At 41.5% G+C, this 20,263-nt stretch carries 26 protein-coding genes; 14 read left to right on the top strand and 12 right to left on the bottom strand.

Annotated features, from left to right (window positions below; all coding sequences use genetic code 11):
* Nucleotides 1-12 precede the first annotated feature (12 nt).
* Nucleotides 13-969, bottom strand: coding sequence for a DUF6929 family protein (locus P2W73_RS17865; protein ID WP_276503452.1), 957 nt, complete (start codon nt 967-969; stop codon nt 13-15).
* Nucleotides 970-1,017: 48 nt separating this feature from the next.
* On the opposite strand from P2W73_RS17865, the gene P2W73_RS17860 reads away from it, so the two are divergent.
* Both P2W73_RS17860 and P2W73_RS17855 read left to right on the top strand, forming a co-directional pair.
* A complete protein-coding gene (locus tag P2W73_RS17860; RefSeq protein ID WP_276503451.1) occupies nt 1,018-1,581 on the top strand; it encodes a GNAT family N-acetyltransferase in 564 nt (187 codons plus the stop codon).
* A gap of 40 nt (nt 1,582-1,621) precedes the next feature.
* Entirely contained in the window at nt 1,622-2,500 is an 879-nt protein-coding gene (locus P2W73_RS17855) for a ChbG/HpnK family deacetylase (RefSeq protein ID WP_276503450.1), read from the top strand.
* A gap of 764 nt (nt 2,501-3,264) precedes the next feature.
* Here the strand turns inward: P2W73_RS17855 and P2W73_RS17850 are convergent.
* From P2W73_RS17850 to P2W73_RS17815, 8 genes are all read right to left on the bottom strand, one after another.
* Nucleotides 3,265-3,876: an HD domain-containing protein gene (locus P2W73_RS17850; RefSeq protein WP_276503449.1), complete on the bottom strand. Its 612-nt coding sequence runs from the start codon at nt 3,874-3,876 to the stop codon at nt 3,265-3,267.
* 83 nt (nt 3,877-3,959) lie between these two features.
* Nucleotides 3,960-4,538, bottom strand: coding sequence for a YceI family protein (locus tag P2W73_RS17845; RefSeq protein ID WP_276503448.1), 579 nt, complete (start codon nt 4,536-4,538; stop codon nt 3,960-3,962).
* 46 nt (nt 4,539-4,584) lie between these two features.
* Nucleotides 4,585-4,824: a hypothetical protein gene (locus tag P2W73_RS17840; protein ID WP_276503447.1), complete on the bottom strand. Its 240-nt coding sequence runs from the start codon at nt 4,822-4,824 to the stop codon at nt 4,585-4,587.
* The gene (locus tag P2W73_RS17835; protein ID WP_276503446.1) at nt 4,818-5,348 is read right to left on the bottom strand and encodes a DinB family protein; all 531 of its coding nucleotides are present in this window, start codon (nt 5,346-5,348) and stop codon (nt 4,818-4,820) included. The genes P2W73_RS17840 and P2W73_RS17835 overlap by 7 nt, the downstream gene beginning before the upstream one ends.
* Complete coding sequence (locus tag P2W73_RS17830) at nt 5,326-5,988, bottom strand: dihydrofolate reductase family protein (protein WP_276503445.1); 663 nt, start codon at nt 5,986-5,988, stop codon at nt 5,326-5,328. Before P2W73_RS17830 ends, P2W73_RS17835 begins: the two co-directional genes overlap by 23 nt.
* Before the next feature lie 50 nt (nt 5,989-6,038).
* Complete coding sequence (locus P2W73_RS17825; protein ID WP_276503444.1) at nt 6,039-6,608, bottom strand: dihydrofolate reductase family protein; 570 nt, start codon at nt 6,606-6,608, stop codon at nt 6,039-6,041.
* Between the two features lie 6 nt (nt 6,609-6,614).
* Nucleotides 6,615-7,157, bottom strand: coding sequence for an SRPBCC family protein (locus tag P2W73_RS17820; protein WP_276503443.1), 543 nt, complete (start codon nt 7,155-7,157; stop codon nt 6,615-6,617).
* Nucleotides 7,158-7,200: 43 nt separating this feature from the next.
* A complete protein-coding gene (locus P2W73_RS17815; RefSeq protein WP_276503442.1) occupies nt 7,201-7,620 on the bottom strand; it encodes a VOC family protein in 420 nt (139 codons plus the stop codon).
* 191 nt (nt 7,621-7,811) lie between these two features.
* On the opposite strand from P2W73_RS17815, the gene P2W73_RS17810 reads away from it, so the two are divergent.
* On the top strand, nt 7,812-8,795 hold the full coding sequence (locus tag P2W73_RS17810; RefSeq protein ID WP_276503441.1) for a GlxA family transcriptional regulator: 984 nt from the start codon (nt 7,812-7,814) through the stop codon (nt 8,793-8,795).
* Nucleotides 8,796-8,863: 68 nt separating this feature from the next.
* On the opposite strand, the gene P2W73_RS17805 is transcribed toward P2W73_RS17810, so the two are convergent.
* Complete coding sequence (locus P2W73_RS17805; protein WP_276503440.1) at nt 8,864-9,364, bottom strand: hypothetical protein; 501 nt, start codon at nt 9,362-9,364, stop codon at nt 8,864-8,866.
* 130 nt (nt 9,365-9,494) lie between these two features.
* Here P2W73_RS17805 and P2W73_RS17800 point away from each other — a divergent pair, with 130 nt between their 5' ends.
* The 3 genes from P2W73_RS17800 (at nt 9,495) to P2W73_RS17790 (ending at nt 10,770) form a co-directional block, all read left to right on the top strand.
* Complete coding sequence (locus tag P2W73_RS17800) at nt 9,495-9,893, top strand: response regulator (RefSeq protein ID WP_276503439.1); 399 nt, start codon at nt 9,495-9,497, stop codon at nt 9,891-9,893.
* Between the two features lie 53 nt (nt 9,894-9,946).
* Nucleotides 9,947-10,174 (top strand): hypothetical protein, encoded by a 228-nt coding sequence (locus P2W73_RS17795; protein ID WP_276503438.1) that lies wholly within the window; start codon nt 9,947-9,949, stop codon nt 10,172-10,174.
* A 98-nt stretch (nt 10,175-10,272) separates the two neighbouring features.
* Entirely contained in the window at nt 10,273-10,770 is a 498-nt protein-coding gene (locus tag P2W73_RS17790; protein ID WP_276503437.1) for a cupin domain-containing protein, read from the top strand.
* Between the two features lie 52 nt (nt 10,771-10,822).
* Here the strand turns inward: P2W73_RS17790 and P2W73_RS17785 are convergent, their stop codons facing one another.
* A complete protein-coding gene (locus tag P2W73_RS17785; RefSeq protein ID WP_276503436.1) occupies nt 10,823-11,077 on the bottom strand; it encodes a hypothetical protein in 255 nt (84 codons plus the stop codon).
* Nucleotides 11,078-11,437: 360 nt separating this feature from the next.
* On the opposite strand from P2W73_RS17785, the gene P2W73_RS17780 reads away from it, so the two are divergent.
* From P2W73_RS17780 to P2W73_RS17760, 5 genes are all read left to right on the top strand, one after another.
* The gene (locus P2W73_RS17780; RefSeq protein ID WP_276503435.1) at nt 11,438-12,616 is read left to right on the top strand and encodes an acetyl-CoA C-acyltransferase; all 1,179 of its coding nucleotides are present in this window, start codon (nt 11,438-11,440) and stop codon (nt 12,614-12,616) included.
* A 186-nt stretch (nt 12,617-12,802) separates the two neighbouring features.
* Entirely contained in the window at nt 12,803-13,519 is a 717-nt protein-coding gene (locus P2W73_RS17775; protein WP_276503434.1) for a hypothetical protein, read from the top strand.
* Between the two features lie 223 nt (nt 13,520-13,742).
* Nucleotides 13,743-14,660, top strand: coding sequence for a TIM barrel protein (locus P2W73_RS17770; RefSeq protein WP_276503433.1), 918 nt, complete (start codon nt 13,743-13,745; stop codon nt 14,658-14,660).
* A gap of 102 nt (nt 14,661-14,762) precedes the next feature.
* Nucleotides 14,763-16,460, top strand: coding sequence for a GMC oxidoreductase (locus P2W73_RS17765; protein ID WP_276503432.1), 1,698 nt, complete (start codon nt 14,763-14,765; stop codon nt 16,458-16,460).
* Between the two features lie 140 nt (nt 16,461-16,600).
* Complete coding sequence (locus tag P2W73_RS17760) at nt 16,601-17,344, top strand: energy-coupling factor transporter transmembrane component T family protein (RefSeq protein ID WP_276503431.1); 744 nt, start codon at nt 16,601-16,603, stop codon at nt 17,342-17,344.
* A 296-nt stretch (nt 17,345-17,640) separates the two neighbouring features.
* On the opposite strand, the gene P2W73_RS17755 is transcribed toward P2W73_RS17760, so the two are convergent.
* Nucleotides 17,641-17,799, bottom strand: coding sequence for a hypothetical protein (locus P2W73_RS17755; protein ID WP_276503430.1), 159 nt, complete (start codon nt 17,797-17,799; stop codon nt 17,641-17,643).
* Nucleotides 17,800-17,933: 134 nt separating this feature from the next.
* Between P2W73_RS17755 and P2W73_RS17750 the strand changes: the two genes are divergently transcribed.
* From P2W73_RS17750 to P2W73_RS17740, 3 genes are all read left to right on the top strand, one after another.
* Nucleotides 17,934-18,755, top strand: a complete 822-nt coding sequence (locus P2W73_RS17750; protein WP_276503429.1) for an alpha/beta fold hydrolase — start codon at nt 17,934-17,936, stop codon at nt 18,753-18,755.
* Nucleotides 18,756-18,989: 234 nt separating this feature from the next.
* Nucleotides 18,990-19,523, top strand: coding sequence for a hypothetical protein (locus P2W73_RS17745; protein WP_276503428.1), 534 nt, complete (start codon nt 18,990-18,992; stop codon nt 19,521-19,523).
* A gap of 210 nt (nt 19,524-19,733) precedes the next feature.
* Nucleotides 19,734-20,189, top strand: a complete 456-nt coding sequence (locus P2W73_RS17740) for a DUF1569 domain-containing protein (RefSeq protein WP_276503427.1) — start codon at nt 19,734-19,736, stop codon at nt 20,187-20,189.
* Nucleotides 20,190-20,263 lie beyond the last annotated feature (74 nt).

The raw sequence follows: 20,263 nt of genomic DNA, 5'->3' as shown, positions 1-20,263 counted from the left end.
TAAGTACTCATACTACTCAAGGGTCATGCTGAACAAAACAGTATGACCCTTGTCATCATCAGCAGCTAATACCAGCTGCTTTTGTTTTTTCTCTTCTGCCACAATACAGACTGATTCGATCTTTTGACTTTTAAACCGGTTGTCAATGCTTTCAAGATCGATAATACGATCAGGATTGACAGCAGCTAATTTCTTTTTGGAAGAAATATCGTTGATTACCCACAAATAACTTTTACCAATGACGCCATCAACATAGCTGTTGTAGGTATTTTCTGAACTAACTGTCAATAGCAATTGATCGGTCTTTGCCGAATAGTCAATACCAGAAAGCCCATAAAAAAAAGAAGTGTCGGTATTTGCTCCCGCTTTGATGATTTTTATATCTGCCACTGATTGCTTTTCCCAAAAGCGGGGTGAAGTGACAATCAAAAAATTTTTCCGAAACGATTTATTGCCCCGGCTGGCCAATACAATCCCCACAGGTGTTGTAGTGGCTCCTTCAATATTAAGATCGGCGATCCCGGCATTTTTTAGTCGCTGAAAAAATGTATCAAGTTGGCATTGCCTGGTTTCCTTTGTCACCGGGTTGACAAGCCAGCATGCATTACGATAAGGCGCTAGCGAGCCGGAACCGGTCAGTAATAAAAGCGGTGAATCATTCTGTTTCACCAGGGCGATGGATTCAATATCCGGTTTTGTCTCCTTGGGAATGCGTGATCCTGGTGTTTCAAAAAGTTTTATACTATCGAGAATGTCAAACTCTTTGTTTATTGCCAGGAGGTGGCTTGCATCATCACCAACCAGGTAAATTTTATTGTTGAAGTGCTGCAATCCCGATCCCGAAGGATAATTGTCCAATACTTTCATGGAGACCAATGTTGGATTTGACTGCTTACCGCCACAGGCGGCGAAAATCAGAAGGACGACCAGGTAAGTCCATCGAAAATACAGGCGGCAATTGCAAAGCATCATCAACATTTTATTTTGGTACAAGGTAAACAGAAGGAGCAGAAATATATGCCCGGAACTTATTTATGGAAAATACTCCGGCAAGATTTTAATTTTGTTGATTCAATCAATAAATCATTAAATGAAGTCATGAAATACCGGCCAGCTAATACAAAAGACAGGCAAATCATTTACCAGCTATACATGGAAGAATCGGCCAATCCTTTCCTGACCTATGACTATATGACTGAAAAGGATTTTGAACCGCTCTATAAAAAGCTCCTCAAAACTGAAACCTTATTTGTGGCAGAAGAAGATAAAGAGGTCATCACCACTTATCGTCTCATTCCCAAAACCGACAGGCAGGCGCATACTGTCTATCTCGGAAGTTTTACCATACGAAAAGACCGGCAGGGCAGAGGTTATGGCAAACAAATACTCGATCATATCAAGGCATACCTGATTGACTCAGGAAAGTCAAGAATTGAGTTGACAGTGGATGTCCACAATGCAGCTGCCATCAGCTTATATAAGAAGGCGGGGTTTGAAATTGAAGGACAGGTACGAAACAGCTATAAGCGAAGTGATACGGGAAAATATTATGATGAATATTTGATGGGCGTATTACTTTAGTAAAAGAGATAGATAAAAGTTAGGTTTAAAATAAGAGCAAATGAAAAAATACTTTTTATTAACAGGAATAGTATTGTTTATCCAACTGACTGTCTTTTCACAAAAAGACAGTCCCCGGCTATTGCTTCGCCTGGATGATAATGGAATGAACCATGCTGTAACAAAAGCCATCGAGCAGGTAGCAGCTACGGGCATTCCTTTTTCAACTTCCGTCATGTTTGCCTGCCCCTGGTACCAGGAGGCTGTCGCTGTTTTAAAAAAATATCCGAAGATATCGGTAGGTGTTCACCTGACCTTGAACAGCGAATGGAAATATTTCCGATGGGGGCCGGTGTTGGGTCAAACAGCGGTGTCGAGCCTTGTAGACAGTAATGGTTATTTTCATCCATCAACAACCGCTTTTCTACAAAGCAATTATAAACTGGAGGAAGTAGAAAGAGAATTGGAAGCTCAAATAGACAGAGCCATCCGGTCTGGTTTGCAAATCGACTATGTCGATTATCATATGGGTACAGCTACTGCTACACCTGAGCTTCGGGCCATCGTAGAAAAACTCGCAAAGAAATATAAGTTGGGTATTTCAAGATATTTTGGAGAGAACTACTACACGATGTTTGATACTCCTGTTGAACAAAAGAAGAACGATTTTTTAACCCGAATGCAACAGCTTTCAACCGACAAAGTGAACTTGTTTGTGATGCATGTAGCTGAGGCAACACCGGAAATGAATGCACTGGTTGATATGAACAATACCGATCAGCATTCCGAAACAAAACCTCTTGTCGCCTTGCACAGGAATGCAGAATTAAAAACATTATTATCTGCGGAATTCCAGGATATGATCAAAAAGGGCAAACTGAAACTGGTAACTTATAGAGATCTGATAAGGCAGGACGGCCCCCAAAATAGCAGGCAGTAAAAGACTGGTCATGATTTCCTGGCTGTTTTGATACATTCTCGTGGCTGCCCGGAGTCCCTGCCTCACACAGATTGGGGAGCGTTAATCCATCATTTGTAGAAAAGCAAGTTTCAAATCTTCCAGGAGAATTTTGGTAATTTAATTTCTAATGCTATTTCAAAATAATGTAGTAAGCGATGAAAGGACAAAAGACTATTCTAATCATTATCTTTTTTTGTATACTTCTAATTCCTATTTTCAAGGCATTTCTGGCAAATAAAAGCATTTATAAAAATGCAAAAATTACCAAAGGAATAGTTTTAGAGTTAGGTAGTTCAAGGAAGAATCCTGATAAAATCTTTTTTAAATATAAATTTTACGTTAGAAATGTTGAATACGAGGGTAAGTCAGGTATTGTCTGTACAAATTCAAAAGATAGAAGTGCCCTAAGTTATTTTCTTATCAATAGGCAAGTCCCTATTGTATACGACAGTCTTAGCCCAAACAACTCTGAAATGCTTTTCACAGAAAAGAACTTTAAAGAATATGGCCTTTCGTTTCCCAACGAATTTCAAACTTTAAGTAGTTCAATCGATTCCATTTGCACCGATTAACGTAGGAAAGATATACTCAGCCTTGGTTAATGTTCGTTTAAAAAAGAAGGCCACGGCTCGTGTCTACCCAACCATCCAAAATTGCTAATCCGGTTCGTGAACGAAATCAAGACTTTGGAAATTTGTGGTTTAAACAAAAGAATAGGGAATAAGTATTGAAACTATCTGTATTCATATCACTACTCGTTCTCTTCGCCTCCTGCCATTCCGAATACATTCATCTACAGTCTTGATAGCAATTTGTCGCAATTCATTATTTCCGTCAATCATTGCCTTGAGCAAAGCCCTGCATTCAAACAAAAACAACCTGGCAAAATCGGGCTCTGCATTGTTCAGATCAAGGCAGTCGTCAATGATATCTGCATATTTGATCGTCTGTGCATCCGGGCTGGTCTTTTGCATTCTTTCCACCTCCATCGCTTTTCGTTTTCGCCGGTTCCACTGGAGGTATTGCTGCTTTGTATAAATGTCAGTCATATCCCCCACCAGCTTCATTGTTTCGCTGGCAGTCAGGTTATCCATTACCGAATGCAGAAATTGATTTAACTCCGCCTGAGTGACGGTAGTATCTTCCAGCACATCATGTAGCAGTGCCGCAGCCGGTATTGACATCTTTTGTGAATACCGTTGGCAAATATTCATTACCCTAACCGGGTGTTTGATATAGGGTTCATCAGCAAACTTGCGCCATTGGCCCTCATGAGCTTTCGCGGCAAATTCTTTTATTTTTTCTAACTGATCGTTCATGATTTCATTGGATGCAAACTTAGGACCAATGAACATTTTTCATTAGTTCGGCTTAAACAAAGCAATAAGATTAAAGCATTAAGCTGTCAGCCCTAATAAAGGCTGACAGTTTTTTCTTATTACTTTTTTTCAAACTGCGCATTCGCCACAATAGCTACTTCATCACTCAACATGGCCGATGGGGTAGTGGGAGATATGCCAAAATCCAATCGCTTTATCGTACCGGTTATTTTGAACCCGGCTACTGTTTTTTTAGTAACAGGATGAATACCGCTGTTTGCAATGGCATCCAGTGCCACGGGTTTGGTAATTCCGTGCATGGTCAAATCACCTTCGACTTTGTATTTTTTATCAGCTACTTTTTTAACCGACCTGCTTTTGAAGGTGATCGTCGGAAATTTCTCCGCATCAAAAAAATCGGCTGTGCGCAGGTGCTGATCACGGGCATCAACATCCGTATCTACTGATTTTACATCGGCAACCATGGTAACGGTGGCATCTGAAAAATCATCTTTGGATGCTTTGATGGTAGCTTCTTTCATCTTAAAAGTGCCATCCACGTCAGACATCATCATTAACGAGATTGAAAACCGCAGGTTGGAGTGATTCGTATCCAAAGCCCATTCTGATTGCGCTTGTGAACGAACACCTGACATAAGTGAAATGGTGACTAACAAAAATTGACATGTTTTTTTCATCTGTTTATTTTTTATTGTTTTAATGGTCATATTGTTGGTTGCTTTTTTAGTTACTAGGCAATGGAATTTCATCTGGCAATACTTCAGCAGTATAACCGAATTGATTTATCAACCGGATGACGGGAACGGTCAGTACGGCATTCGCACAGGATTCAATACGAAGTATATGATCACAATCCTGCAAATCAAAATTGACTTTATACCCGGGGAATACGTTTCTTATCGCATCGATAAGAACGCCGGCATCCACCGGATCACAAACATCTGTTTTGAAAACTTCTACCATGGTTTTGCCAGTATCCAAAAAATGTTTTTTAACTGGTGTGTATGCCTCTTCGTATGGCAAACCAAAAAATAGATCCATTCATAACCCGTAAACTCTCCCAAACCAGGAAAGGGGAAACTGGTAATGGTTGCCGATAAATCAACGGCTGCTGACGCTTTCTTAATATTTCCCCTTACGCTGTTCAATGACTGTAATAATTCTTCTTTATTGGCCGGCTCGTCAGTTGGAATTATAAAATCAGGTGACTTCAGTTTGGTAGTGAAATCAAGAAAGGCTTCATTGATTGCTTCCACCATTTCATCCGGTTCTCTTAACGTAGGCCTGGAGGGTCCTCTCAGCAATCCCGGTATGCCTGATTTTGATTTCAGCATGTGATCGGCCACCTGTGCAGCTGTCCAGCTTCCTTCAAATGGCACTTCATTTAATTGCTCTTGTGTAAAGGAAGCAAGAACATTGTAAAACTCTCGTTCTGTTTCCTCAAATTGTTTCAACAATTCTTTTTTATTTAATCCTGTTTGTTGCATAACTACAATGATTATTTCCTGGTGCAAATGTTTTCGAATTAGTTACCTGCTCCTGTTTTTTTGGACGGTAACAGACCAGGGTCACACCGCTACGGAAAGTTTTTGTTCTGATCAATTCCAGTTCAAGAGCGGCCGGATCATTAAACAATGGCTTGCCCTCGCCCAGAATTACCGGTGCAATCCAGATATTGTATTCGTCCACAATACCCAACTTAATAAATGTTTGAATGATGCTGACACCTCCCCAAATGATCATATCCCGTCCCCGTTCTTTTTTTAATGCTTCAATTTTCTCAACAATGTCGCCTTTTATTAATCTTGTATTGTTCCAGTGCATGGCTTCCACATCAAAGGGAGACAGCGTTCTTGAGAAAACGATTTTTGCGACCCGGTTCATCCATTCGGCAAACTGTATATCTTTTCTTCTTCCCCCAGAGTCGGCTGCAGCGGCAGGCCAGTAGTCAGCCATGGCTTCATAAGTAACCCGGCCTACCAGGATGGTATCGACAGTGCTTAACTGCTCGGCCACTGCTTCTTCCATTTCATCATTCCAGTGTGAAAAATGCCAGTCTAATTCTCCATCGGGGCCCGATGCAAAACCATCTAAGGTTACGTGGGTTGATAAAACCAACTTTCTCATTTCATTACATTAATCAGGCCATTCCTATCAATGATCAAAGCAGGCACTCGCTATTTGGTCGAATAAACAAGAATCACGACACCGGAGCCAAGTGTTTTTGTGCTCATTAATGTCAAATCTTTTCGCCCGCTGCCTGACTTAAACAATGGATTGCCTTTACCTAAGATCACAGGGTTTAGAATAAGCCGGTATTCATCGATTAATCCTTCAGCAGCGAAACTGTTGATTAGTTTACCGCTTCCAAAAATCACCATATCCTTTCCGGCCTGTTGCTTCATTTTCTCTACTTCTTCAACTATATTTTTATTGATCAGTTTTGAATTGTCCCAGCCACTCGCAGCCAGATCCTGATCCGTTAAGGTGGTTGAAAACACGATTTTTTGCATGGAGTTCATACCCCGGGTAATGACCGGATCATTTTCATTCGACGCCGGTGTGGGCCAATAGCTGGCCATTTGTAAAAAAGTGACCCGGCCATATAAGATCGTATCAACCGATTTGAAGAGCTCTTTCACATATTCAAAAAATTCTTCCTCTACTACAAACCAATCCAGTTCCTGGTTGGGCCCTTCAAAAAAGCCATCGAGTGTTATCAAATTGGATACAATTATCTTTCGCATGGTGTACTACTGCTTTTCAAGAATTGATTTAAGCGTATCCAGCCCGGTTTGCAAATCATTTCCAATCATTTTATCCATATTCATAAAGAGTAGCATAATGTTCATCGGGTACTTCATCCTGCTGTCAAATCCCCATTTTACTTTGGTCTGGTTGTCAGACACTGATTCCGTAACCATGCGGGCATCGGCTCTTCCTTCAAATGGTTCTATAAAATGCAGGTCGAGATCAATCCTGTCGCCTTCCGAAATTTTATCAATCTGTTGTTCGCCTTTGCCTACTTTATTATTATCACTTTCCCAGGCGGACACAAAGCCCGCTGTTCCATCCGTGCCACGGTATTCTTTTTTCATCTTAGGGTCCATTCTTGACCATACACTATAGTTATCCTGGTTCTTCAGGTATTTTATGTAGTCAAATACCTGGCTCTTGGGCTTGTTGATTGTTATTTCCCTTTCAACGGAATAATCTTTTTTTACAAACAAGGCAACAATTAAAAGTATGCCGGCCAGGATTACAACACCGAGGATAATTTTAAACAAGATTTTCATGTTAGTCAGTTGATGGTTATTAAATGAGCAGAACTAATAAATGCTATTGTTTTTTGCTTTTATCATAATTCAACATCCATCTCACACCAAACTTATCGGTGAAGGCGGTAAATAAAGCTCCCCAAAATTGCTCTTTTAATGGCTCCATTATTTTTCCGCCCGCTGATAAGTTTGAATAAAACTTATTGATCTCTTCTTCGCTGCTGCAGTTCAACGCCAGTGACATCGAATTACCTTGTATAAACCCGTCGGGGCCCTTCATATCTGAGCCCATCAACACAACGCCATTGTTGGTCAATGTGGCATGCAGTATTTGCCCTTTCATTGCTTCGGGGCAAGTGGCTCCCATGGGTGAATCGCCAATGGTTTGCATGGTTAGTTCTCCGCCCAGGCATTCTTTATAAAAAGACATCGCCGCTTTACATTGATTATCGAAATTGAGATAGGCATTAATTTGCGTCATAAAAAATTATTTTAGACAATCGGTTTAATTTGCTGATACAAATCTATTTCGGTGCTGAATTTAATCCGGGGTGTAAATACGGCAATTGCGGGGGTTGATTACGACAATGATTTTGGCTACATTTGGTTTCTCATTTTACCAATTAACACGGTCAAACAAAAACGAAAACCTATCAACCATAACCTATCGACATGAAACATGTATCAATTATTGTTCCGTTAGGAAATACAAGCTTAGCCAATATTGATGGCACACACCAGATCTTTGCTGAAACAAATAAGTTGTTAGAGGAGAAGGGAGAAGAGCCATTATTCAAAGTACAATTGGTTGGTATCGCAAAAGAATCCAGCCAGCGCAATGGGCTTTTCACTGTAAGCCCCGAGTGTTTGATCGATGATGTAAAAAAAACCGATCTTATCATTGTCCCGGCATTATTCGGCGATCCGCAACAGGCATTGGAAATGAACCAAGCATTTATTCCCTGGATCATTCAACAATATGAGCAGGGAGCAGAGCTGGCCAGCTTTTGCATCGGTTCATTTTTTTTGGCAGCAACGGGTTTGTTAAAAGGAAAGCGATCCGCTACGCATTGGGCATTTGCAAATGATTTCAGAAAAATGTTTCCGGATGTAAACCTGGTAGATGACAGGATTTTAACGGAAGAAGATGGCATATATACCAGTGGCGGCGCCTATTCCTATTTAAACCTGCTGGTATACCTGATCGAAAAACATGCAGGCCGGGAAACAGCTATTCGCATTTCAAAATCATTTATGATTGATATCGACCGTCACAGCCAGTCGCCCTTTATCATGTTCCAGGGACAAAAGAGACATGAAGATGAGTCGGTAAAAAAAGCACAGGAGTTTATTGAAAAGAATTTTGAAGAAAAAATTACCGTGGATCAATTGGCCAGTATGCTGGCAGTGGGAAGAAGAAGCCTTGAACGCAGATTTAAAAGTGCGACCTGTAACACGATCACTGAATACCTGCAACGGGTAAAGGTAGAAGCGGCGAAAAAGAATTTGGAGTCCGGTAGAAAAAATATTAACGAAGTGATGTATGATGTAGGTTATTCGGATGTAAAAGCATTCAGAACTATTTTTAGAAAGATCACTGGTTTGTCTCCCTTAGAGTATAGAAAAAAATACAATAAGGAAGCGGTAGCCGTCTAAAAATTTTGTATAGCGATTTAAAAAGGCCGAAGGATTAAATTCCTTTAGCCTTTTTTGTGGTGGGATGATTATTTATACTTAGCTGGTATAGCGCTGCAATCTGTTTTTTGTAGCGACTGCTTCTCATCAAACCTGACAGCTGCAGTATCGGTAAAATAACTGCTATCTTTCCTGACACCCGTTGGCCCAACACCCCGTACCAACGTATTTCCACGACGTTCAAACCAAACTTCCATTACACTTTTCATTCCTTCAGATTCGAACTCATACCAAAGCCTGATCGTATTTCCATGTATTGTGCCATGAACCGGTCCGGTGCTGCCATCCTTTTGATAGTTGTCAAAACTGAGCTTACCGGTAACAGTATTTTCTGTTTGTACCAGCCAGGCCACTATAGTATCCCGCCCGGTTATTTTCCAGTAGCAACCATCATTGTTATCGTAAGAGTAAGACTTGTCAATTTCTTCTCTTTCTTTTTCCTTTTGTTCAGGAACTGTATTTTCTCCGGTGTCATTATTGGCGCAGGCACCCAGGCACAACAATATCAGTATAACGAGTGTATTTCGCATGAGATTGTTTTCGTTATTAGTTCTAATAGTGTGCCAGTGTTTTCATTTGAGGTGAGCCTGGCAGATTCTATTTAGTGATTGCTTTTAAAGAGTTATTTGCTGTAATTTTAATCCAATTCAATTTAAAAGCATGCAATCCTACGCTTTAATGTTACAGGCTGATGACGACGACCGGTTTTTGACAGAATCCATTTTGCAGGAAATGCAGCCAAAAATCCCCATGCAATTTATCAGCACTGTTAAACAGTTGAATCATACCATTGCTGAGTTGGGACCACCAACCGTTATCCTGGTCAATAACAATAATCATCGTCATCATGCCATTAACCTGGTTCGGTTATTGAAAACCGATCCACAACTGGATCACATTCCTATTGTTGTGCTCGGCGAAATCACCACACCGGAATATGTACGGCAATTTTATAGGGCAGGAGCCAATACGTATATTATAAAACCATCCAACATTGCCGCAACAAAGAAAAAGATTGAAACATTTCTCGATTATTGGTTTTCGGTGGCAGAAGTGTAAGCCTGTTAAAACTTATCGGCGTAGAATTTGCTGGTTGGCACTAAACGGCATCTATGAAAAAGAAAGAGACTTTTTGGGAATTACTCGAAAGGTTGGACAGGCAAGCCGGGGAGTTTAATATACATCTATCAGAAGCCAATCGATATTTTGACAAAGCAGCTGATGCTACCAGGAGCCTTCTGTTAAAACAAGAAAAAGATTTGCATGCAACCATCAATAAAGTTCGTCGGGCATTAAAAAAAATGAGCAAGGAAAAAGAAAACAAGAACAAGAGTCAATAGAAATAAGATCGAACTTTCAAAAAACCGTTTTGTTTATTGCGATCCTGTCATCGATCAGACCGATAATTCCGTTATCTTGAAAAGATAAAAATAAAAGGATGATCACAGCACAGGAATTGATTGAAAAATATGAATTGCAGTCTCACCCCGAAGGAGGGCATTACCTGCAAACCTATTGCAGCACTGAGATAATACCTCCTGACGCATTACCTGCCCGCTTTAATGGTAATCGTTATTTCTCAACCGCCATTTACTTTTTATTGGCCGGGAAACAATTTTCAGCATTTCACCGGATAAAAAGTGATGAACTCTGGCATTTTTATCACGGTGTTGGTCTGCATATTTATGTACTGCACCCGGATGGCAGGGGAGAAGTGTTGAAATTGGGCGATAACCTGGCAAATGGCTATTCCTTTCAACTGGTTGTACCTGCTGGTTGTTGGTTCGCTTCCAAACCCATTGATGAAAATGGATTCTCTTTCGTTGGGTGCACCGTAGCACCAGGTTTTGATTTTGCGGATTTTGAAATGGCTAAAAAGGATGAATTGATAAAACAATATCCACAATACGAAGGCTGGATCAACCAACTTTGCTGAGCATTATAGTGATACAATAATCAAAAAATAATATCCTGCATTCGTTGCTGGTCTACCTTTCATCATCTTCTTCATCCGGGGCGTCATGAACAAGGTCATCAGGATCTTCTAAACTTTCAGCATCAGGGTCCGGACGTTTTTTCATTCGATGTACCAGGTCATCGGGGTCCTCATTTTGATCGGATGGTATTTCATGATCAGGAGAATGCACCAGGTCATCAATATCTTTTTCAATTCTTCCTTTTGGGCCTGCACCACCAGGTGGTTTACCTTTTTTGTGATTGGGGGGAACAACTTTCTTTTCCATGATCGTTGTTTTTATAAATACCTTAAAAAATTATGCCAGCCGGAATAAGCTTGATTTTGCCGGATAGTTTAGGACGGGATCAGGACCGGGAGTACATTAAGACACAGTTAAATTACAGCTTTATTTTAATATGAATTTATAAGCCACTATTGATGATACATGCAGGCCGGCTGTGAAAAAAAATCATCACTCCATGGCAATTTTGATCGGTGGTGAAAAAGCAACGGCCAGCATTTATTGAGAATTATTAACAATTTTCGTTCTTGTATGCCTGGAAATAGCTGGCGTTTAACAGACCTGCTGCCGGGCTAATTACTATACTAACAATCGTTATCTTTGCCCCTCAATTTTAAAAACCATATGAAGGAAGTTTATATTATCTCCGCCGTTCGTACACCTATGGGGAGTTTTGGCGGAAGTTTAAAAAGTTTATCAGCTCCACAACTCGGTGCAGCAGCTATCAAAATGGCTTTACAAAAAGCAGGTATTCAGCCAGAACAGGTCCAGGATGTTTTGATGGGCTGTGTTCTGCAGGCCAATCTTGGTCAGGCGCCTGCCCGCCAGGCGGCAAAATTTGCCGGTCTCCCCAACGAAGTGAATTGTACTACGGTCAATAAAGTTTGTGCCAGTGGCATGAAAGCCATATCGCAGGCCGCACAAAGTATTGCATTAGGCGATGCGGATATCGTAGTAGCGGGAGGCATGGAAAGTATGAGCAATGTCCCTTTTTATGCCGAGGCCTTGCGCTGGGGGAATAAATATGGCAATTCGTCTTTTATCGATGGGCTTGCCAAAGACGGACTCACCGACGTTTATGACGGTAAAGCGATGGGCAATGCCGCCGAGCTATGTGCAAAAGAATGCGGTATCAGTCGTGAAGAGCAGGATGCATTTGCTATTGAAAGCTATAAGCGTTCACAAGCCGCCTGGGAAAAAGGTGTTTTTGCTGATGAAGTGATTCCCGTTGAAATACCACAGCGCAAAGGTGATCCCGTTGTATTCGCAAAAGACGAAGAACCATTTAATGTAAAGTTTGATAAAATTCCTTCGCTAAGCCCGGCTTTTGAAAAAGGGGGAACGGTGACTGCCGCCAATGCCAGTACGATGAATGATGGCGCAGCTGCGCTAGTGCTGATGAGTAAAGAAAAAGCAGAAGAACTGGGATTGAAGCCTATCGCAAAAATTCTTTCGTATGCGGATGCAGAGCAGGCGCCCGAGTGGTTTACCACAACACCTGCCGTAGCCGTACCCAAAGCCGTGAAGAAAGCAGGGCTAAAAATGGAGGATATCAGTTACTGGGAATTGAACGAAGCTTTTGCGGTAGTAGGTATCGAAAACAGTAAACGGATGAAACTGGATCCTGCTAAAGTAAATGTACACGGTGGTGCTGTATCACTCGGCCATCCATTGGGTGCAAGCGGTGCCAGGATCATTGTAACGCTGATCAACGTCTTAAAACAAAACAAAGCCAGATATGGTGCGGCAGGGATTTGCAATGGTGGGGGCGGCGCCTCTGCCATGGTGATTGAAAATGTCTGAACCATGACCTGCTTCCGGCAAGCAGGTTTATAAGATTAATGGGATTATTATGATGTAAGTGAAGTGCCTTCTCAATGGAAGGCATTTCTATTATGTTTCTTCTTTGCGTGTTCTTTTCTTTGCGTCTTTGCGTGAAAACAAAGAAAACATGATTGCTTAACTTTAACATTCATCAACCCGTTTTTTATGAAACTCCGAATGCTTGCTATCCTGCTTCTTAGCGGTATTGTTTTATCGTTGCAAAGTTTCCAACCCTCATCACCTGCATTAACAGGGGCCTGGCATTTGCAACAAGGTACTGTTGAGGAAGTGCTGGTTTTTGAAGACGGCTATTTCTCCCATTCTATTTTTGACAAAGGCAACAAGAAATTCATCGGTACTTACGGTGGCATTTATAAAACAACCGGCAGAGAGTTACATATCAAAATCGAATTCGACAGCCGCGTCGAAGAAAATATCGGCACGGACAAAAAATATAGCCACGCAATCAGCAATGATAAATTAACGGCTGATATCAACGGGCAAAGCCAGGTTTGGGCAAGACTCGACGGCGGTAACGATAAACTGGCAGGAGTATGGCGCATCACCGGTCGCATGGTGGGTGGCAAGATGAATGAAATGAAAAGAGGCGATCGCAAAACGCTTAAACTTCTTTCATCAACACGTTTTCAATGGATGGCTATCAACCCGGCCACCAAAGAGTTTTTCGGAACCGGCGGCGGTACCTACACGTTTGCCGATGGAAAATATACCGAGCACATCGAATTCTTTTCCCGCGACAACAGCAGGGTAGGAGCTTCCTTATCCTTCGACGGAAAAGTGAAGGATGGTGTTTGGAATCACTCCGGCAAAAGCTCGAAGGGCGATCCGATCGATGAGGTGTGGACAAAAGAAAAGTATTAGGTTATTAAATCGCTTTGTCTGATACAAATCGAAAACTACTCCCTTGTAATAAGCCTCCACAGGCAACCGATCATTCGAACCGAAGATAGAACGGCATTTAAACCCATCAATATTTTCGGGTAGATGCATAAAAACATTTTTCACTATTTCATCATGCCCCGAAAAAGTTTTACCAGTTTGCCTTAAATTGAACCCTATTCATTATCATAAATAAAATAACCCGATGCATCTATCAACCCGCCGGCAATTTTTACAAACATCCGCTACGCTGACCGCTGCTGCATTACTAGGTAGTTCGTTTACTACAAAAAAATACAACCCGCTGCTTTCGTTTTCAACATTGGGTTGCCCTGACTGGACATTCGAGCAGATCACGGATTTCGCTGTCAAGCACGGTTTCAAAGGTTTGGAGATAAGAGGAATACTCAGACAGATCGATCTTACCAAAGCCGAACCCTTTGCCACGGAGGAAAAGAGAGCGGCAACGATGACCATGATGAAAGAAAAAGGACTGGTATTTGTCAACCTGGGCTCATCAGCCACTTTGCATTTCGCCAATGAAGCAGAAAGAAAAAAGAATTTAGATGATGGCCGCAAGTTCATCGATCTTGCCCGGCAGATCAACTGTCCGTTCATCCGGGTGTATCCCAATAATTTTCCCAGGGACCAGGAGAAACAACAAACTATGGATCTCATTGCAAAAGGATTGCTGGAATTGGGTGAGTATGGGAAATCCCGCAATGTAAAAGTGTTGATGGAAACACATGGGGAAGTAGTAAAGACAGAAGACCTGGCCGGTATTATGCAAGCAGCTTCTCATTCGCATGTGGGCCTGGTATGGGATCCCTGCAATATGTGGACGGTTACGAAGGAGTCGCCGACCGCTATGTATCAGCAATTGAAGAAATACATTCACCACACGCATATCAAGGATGCAAAGCTGGTGGATGGAAAACCGCAGTATGTTTTATTGGGACAGGGTGAAGTGCCCATCTTTGAAGCCATTGATGCGCTGGCAAAAGATAACTACAAAGGCTATTTTAGTTTTGAATGGGAAAAGCTCTGGCATCCCGAATTATTAGATCCGGAGATCGCTTTCGCCGATTATCCGCTGGCAATGAAAAAGCATTTTAAAAAGTGAAGAAGAAAAGAGGGGAGTTGTGCGAAGTAAAAGTCAAAAGTGAAAAGAGAGAAGTGAGAACATCTAACCTCAAACCTTAAAACATCAAACCCTGAAACTATCATGCCCGGTGATCCGCCATTGATAAATACAAAAGCAAAACAACAAAACACTTACGATGCCATTGTCGTTGGCTCCGGCATCAGTGGTGGCTGGGCCGCCAAGGAACTTTGTGAAAAAGGATTGAAAGTATTAATGCTCGAACGGGGCCGTCCGATCGAACATCCTAATTATCCCACGGCTACCATGAACAGTTGGGATTTCCGGCATCGCAATTCACTTACGCTGCAGGACAAGCAGCAATATTTCATACAAAGCCGTCATTACTCCTTTGCAGAAGACAACAAACATTTTTATATAAACGACCTGGAAAATCCCTATACGGAAACAAAACGTTTCGACTGGATAAGGGGAGATATTGTCGGCGGCCGCTCGTTGTTGTGGGCAAGGGCCTGCTACCGGTGGAGCGATTTGGATTTTGAAGCCAACCTTCGTGACGGCCACGGTGTTGACTGGCCCATTCGTTACAAAGACCTGGCGCCATGGTATGACTATGTCGAATCATTCATTGGCGTAAGTGGTAATCGTGATGGTATACCGGTGATACCCGATGGCATTTTTCAGCCACCGTTTGAAATGAACAGCGTTGAAAAATTTTTCAAACAAAAAGTTGAAACCAATTATCATGACCGCAAAGTCATCATGGGGCGCACGGCCAACCTTACGCAACCAGTAAAGGGCAGGGGACAATGCCAGGCCCGTAATCTTTGTCATCGCGGTTGTCCCTATGGCGCTTATTTCAGTACCAATGCCAGTACCATGCCGGCGGCATTTGCCACAGGTAACTTAACTGTAAGGCCACACTCTCTGGTGAATAAGGTATTGTATGATGAACAAAGGCAACAGGCAACTGGTGTAGAGATCATTGATACGGAAAGCAAACAAACCGAAGAGTTTTTTGCGAAGATCATTTTCCTGAATGCATCTACCGTAGGCACGGCGTTCATATTACTCAACTCCATTTCCAATCGTTTCCCCAACGGGCTGGGGAATGGAAGTGACCAGGTAGGCCGCAACCTGATGGACCATCACAAGGGACTTTCCATCACTGCTGATGTCGAGGGATTTGAAGAAATGTATTATTATGGCCGCCGGCCCAACAGCATTTATATTCCCCGCTTTCGCAATGTGCAGGAAAAACATCCCGGCTTTATCCGCGGTTATCATTTTGGTGGCAGTGCTTACCGGCGTCGGCAACAGGGCGACGGTATAGGTGCTGCCTTTAAAGAGGCCATTAGTGAGCCGGGGCCGTGGAAAATGGGGCTTTATGCATTTGGTGAATGTCTTCCCTATATGGATAACCGCATCATACTCGACAGCACTAAAAAAGATCAGTGGGGACGGCCCTTGCTGGCGATCGATTGTTCCTTTAGAGACAATGAAAAAGCCATGCATGAAGATATAAGGGCTACCGCCGCTGAAATGCTGGAAGCAACCGGTTTTAAAAACATAAAAGCGAATGGCAGCATTTCCTTTCCCGGCAATGCCAATCACGAAATGGGTATTGCCCGCATGGGCCGTGATAAAAAGACTTCTGTGCTGAATCAATACAATCAAATGCACGAAGTGCCCAACATCTTCATCACCGATGGTTCCTGTATGACTTCCGGTTCCTGTTTAAATCCTTCGTTGACATATATGGCACTCACGGCAAGAGCTTGTGATTATGCAGTAGGGGAGTTGAAGAAGGGAAATATTTGATCCTGAGCTTGACGAAGGATTATGTAACCAGCTGCATTGCTACTATCATCGTCTGTCGCACACTTCAACGTCCGGCAATTCTATTGAGCATTTGCTGAGCAACCTGTGCGTGTTATTATATTTGTCGGTAACTAAAAACTATGATCAAAGCTCTTATATTTTTATTTAACAAGTGGTGGCTTCCAGTTTTGTTTTGGATAGTGGCCGTCGGACTCGTTATTACTAGCGAGATAGTTAGGAACAATGCATTTAGCATTATCAGCTTGCTTCTGCTGGGAATTACCTTGTTCGGATTGCTGGCCTCGACATTTTTTCAATTGATAAAAAGAAGATGGCTTAAAGGAATTCTTACAGGCCTTCTTTTTGGCGGTACTATCGGGGCTTTTGTTCTGTACGGCTTTTTGCTTTTCTTTATCGAAACGGTTAATGGTGATAAATGGGCAGACAATCTTCAAATTCCTGTTAACATCCAGCTTGCCGATCCTATTGACCTTGGAATGGATTCCCAACGCTCTGACAGTATACTGGCCATATCCAGGACAAGCACAGATTTGCAGCTATACAATTCTTTTCAACCGGGGTTGTATAAGTATGACTTCTGGACAGACAAGATAGAAAGTGGAACAATCTATTTAAAAGCATATGAGATCACGCAGGAGTATCCGTTGTCAAAAAACAGATTGGCAGAAAACAGTGCTATAAAAATTTACAATCCTACAGACAGCTTTATGAAATTTGGAACTGTCAGCGATTTCACAATTTATGAAGGTGATTGGGGAAAACCGTATGCAGCAAGATTTGAAGTTTGGTATAAATCGGACAGCGACAAAAAAGAACGAAAACTTTTTGAGAAGAACTACAAGATTGAGGGCTGGATGAGATAAATTTAGAGCCAGCGCACAAATTAGATCACTAATGCAATTATTTAATGCCGGATCAAATGAAAACGGACTATGGCAAACTTGACAACCCTGTCTGGCATTCCTTAAACGAAGCCCATCCAGAATTTTCTATCAAATGATCCCTCACCAACAACACGATTATAAGTGACTTTTAAGAAACAATAGTGTCCTGATTCATTCTCATATAGTAAGGTTTGATAAATCAGTTTGTGGGCATCCTGAAGGTGGGTCGCACTATTATACGTTCTGTTCGCTATTCAGCACAATAAAAACATTGATCATTCATCAGGAGGTTCGCCATGTTTACCCGGCAATACAAAAAAGGCGAATTTGTATAAGCTATCACAGGGTTGACCAAACTCTTTCCTGTTTTTGTTGTTAATTTCATCATCAACCTGCCACCTGCTGGCCGGCCTCCGTTGCCTGCGGTGAGACATACAATACCAGTATAGCAAGCCGTCAACATTGCTGCCTGATAAAAAAATGAAATCAACTATGTCGATTCAATTTTTTCGATTCAGATAAAAGTATACCTACAAAAATCTATTAACAAAAACTAAAACAAAAAAACATGAGTAAGATTACAGTAAAAGACGGCACCGAAATTTATTACAAAGATTGGGGAACCGGCCAACCACTTTTTTTTCATCACGGCTGGCCTTTATCCGGCGATGATTGGGATGCACAAATGATGTTTTTCCTAAACCAGGGATTTAGAGTTATTGCACACGATCGCAGGGGACATGGAAGATCTACCCAAACGGCAATTGGACATGATATGGACACTTATGCAGCAGATGTGGCTGAGCTTACCCAGGCACTGGATTTAAAAAATTCTGTACACATTGGTCACTCAACCGGCGGTGGTGAGGTTATTCGTTACGTTGCAAAACATGGCAAAGACCGTGTAGCCAAAGCTGTATTGATAAGTGCGGTTACGCCATTAATGGTAAAAACAGAAAATAATCCTGACGGTATTCCGATGTCCGTGTTTGATGAAATACGTGTTGGCACCGCTACACAACGACTTCAGTATTTCCAGGATTTTACCATGCCATTTTTTGGCTATAACCGGGAAGGAGCAAAAGTATCGCAAGCTGTTAGAGATAATTGGTGGCGCCAGGGAATGATGGGTGCAATAAAAGCACATTACGATTGCATCAAGGTTTTTTCTGAAACAGATTTTACAGAAGATCTTAAAAGCGTGGATATTCCTGTGCTTGTAATGCACGGCGAAGATGACCAGATAGTTCCATTTGAGCTTACTGCAGTAAAAGCGATAAAATTGCTGAAGAATGGAAAACTCATTTCCTATCCCGGTTTTCCTCATGGGATGCCAACGACTGAAGCCGCCAAAATAAATGCGGACCTTTTAGCTTTTATTAAATCTTAAGCAATAAGCCTATCAATTTCAAACACACAAAGCTATCACGACTGAGTCACAAATCTGCGCCTGTGACTCAGTCGCTATTTAGTTGCGGATAGCGAATTACCGCTGCCCTTAGTGTTCGTTGAAAAAAACGGGTCCTAATACGAAAGCCGGATGGATGAGTAGCGATAACCATTGGCACAAAAATTTGGATAGTTCGTATTATATAGCAATCTTAGTGTTGTAAGCTATTTTATCATGGCCAGGGAAGAGTTACAAAAGACTTATTCGAAGCTTTCAACCGAAGAGTTGTTAGAGATTATAGACAGAAAGTTTGACTATACTGATACCGCTGTCTCAGTTGCTTTGGAAGAAATTTCAAAAAGAAAAGTCGATGAGGATGAGATAAAGAATTATAAGGAAGACCAGCTGCAAAAGATTGAAAAATCAGTTAAGGGCATCATATTAGATGACTTAACACTTTTCCAAAAGAACTTTTTTTTCTTTATTTGGATACCTCTATTCACTTTCCCTTTCAAACAAAATTTTAAAGACGATGGCTATGTTCTAAAGTTGAAGCAAGCGAATTACTATTCTTTGATCGGATTTATTTTCTTCATGTTGACTGCGTTTTTTTCCGTAAGCTACGACTTTGAGAATTTGACATCTCTTGGGCTATGGATATTGAGCTTCCCGATAGCCAATAGTTTTGATGAATTCTTCAATAGGCAACGACTAATCAAAAGACTTCGCAGATTCATTAATCAGGAAGACCAGAAGACCGAATCTTAATCTTACCGAAAAACGGCTTACAACAACAGGCGGTCCTATTTATTAGGCAATAGAGAAGGATTGTATCGTTTAATCTTCAGATGAGCTTTGGAATATAAACTCAGCTATATATTTTTATCCAGTTGGCGAATCATGGACTACCACCCGCATCGATGCTCAAATGTTATGTGTTATTTTTAACAAACCACATTTAAAAGAAATCCACTAAGCATGAATAATATTTTCCTGGAAGAAGACACAACCGAAATAATTAACCGTATTAACAAATTGAACCCGGATTCAAAGCCACGCTGGGGTAAAATGACAGTTGCTCAAATGTTGGCTCATTGCAACGTTACGTATGCGTACACCTACGAACCGGAAAAATTCAGGAAGCCCAGTTTCTTTATGTGTTTCATTTTAAAAACTATCGTAAAAAAATATGTACTAAGCGCAAAGCCGTACAAACAAAATGGCAGGACGGGGCCTGACTTTATTATTACAGGCGAACGAAACTTTGAAATGGAAAAAGAAAAATTAATTCAAAATATTACCAGGACACAACAATTGAGCGAAAAGCATTTTCAAGGCCTGGAAAATCTTTCTTTTGGAAAGATGTCTGCTAAAGAATGGAATACAATGTTCTCCAAACATCTTAATCATCATTTGGGACAATTTGGAGTATGATGAAAGGAATAATTGTTTCCACACTTAATTTATCTTTCACCAAGAAAATCAAATTCCCCACTATCGTCAATGTC

This window comes from Terrimonas pollutisoli (assembly GCF_029360765.1).
GTDB classification, from domain to species: Bacteria; Bacteroidota; Bacteroidia; order Chitinophagales; family Chitinophagaceae; genus Terrimonas_B; species Terrimonas_B pollutisoli.
Note: the sequence above shows the minus strand (reverse complement) of the source record. Positions and strands in the feature narration are given on the sequence as shown.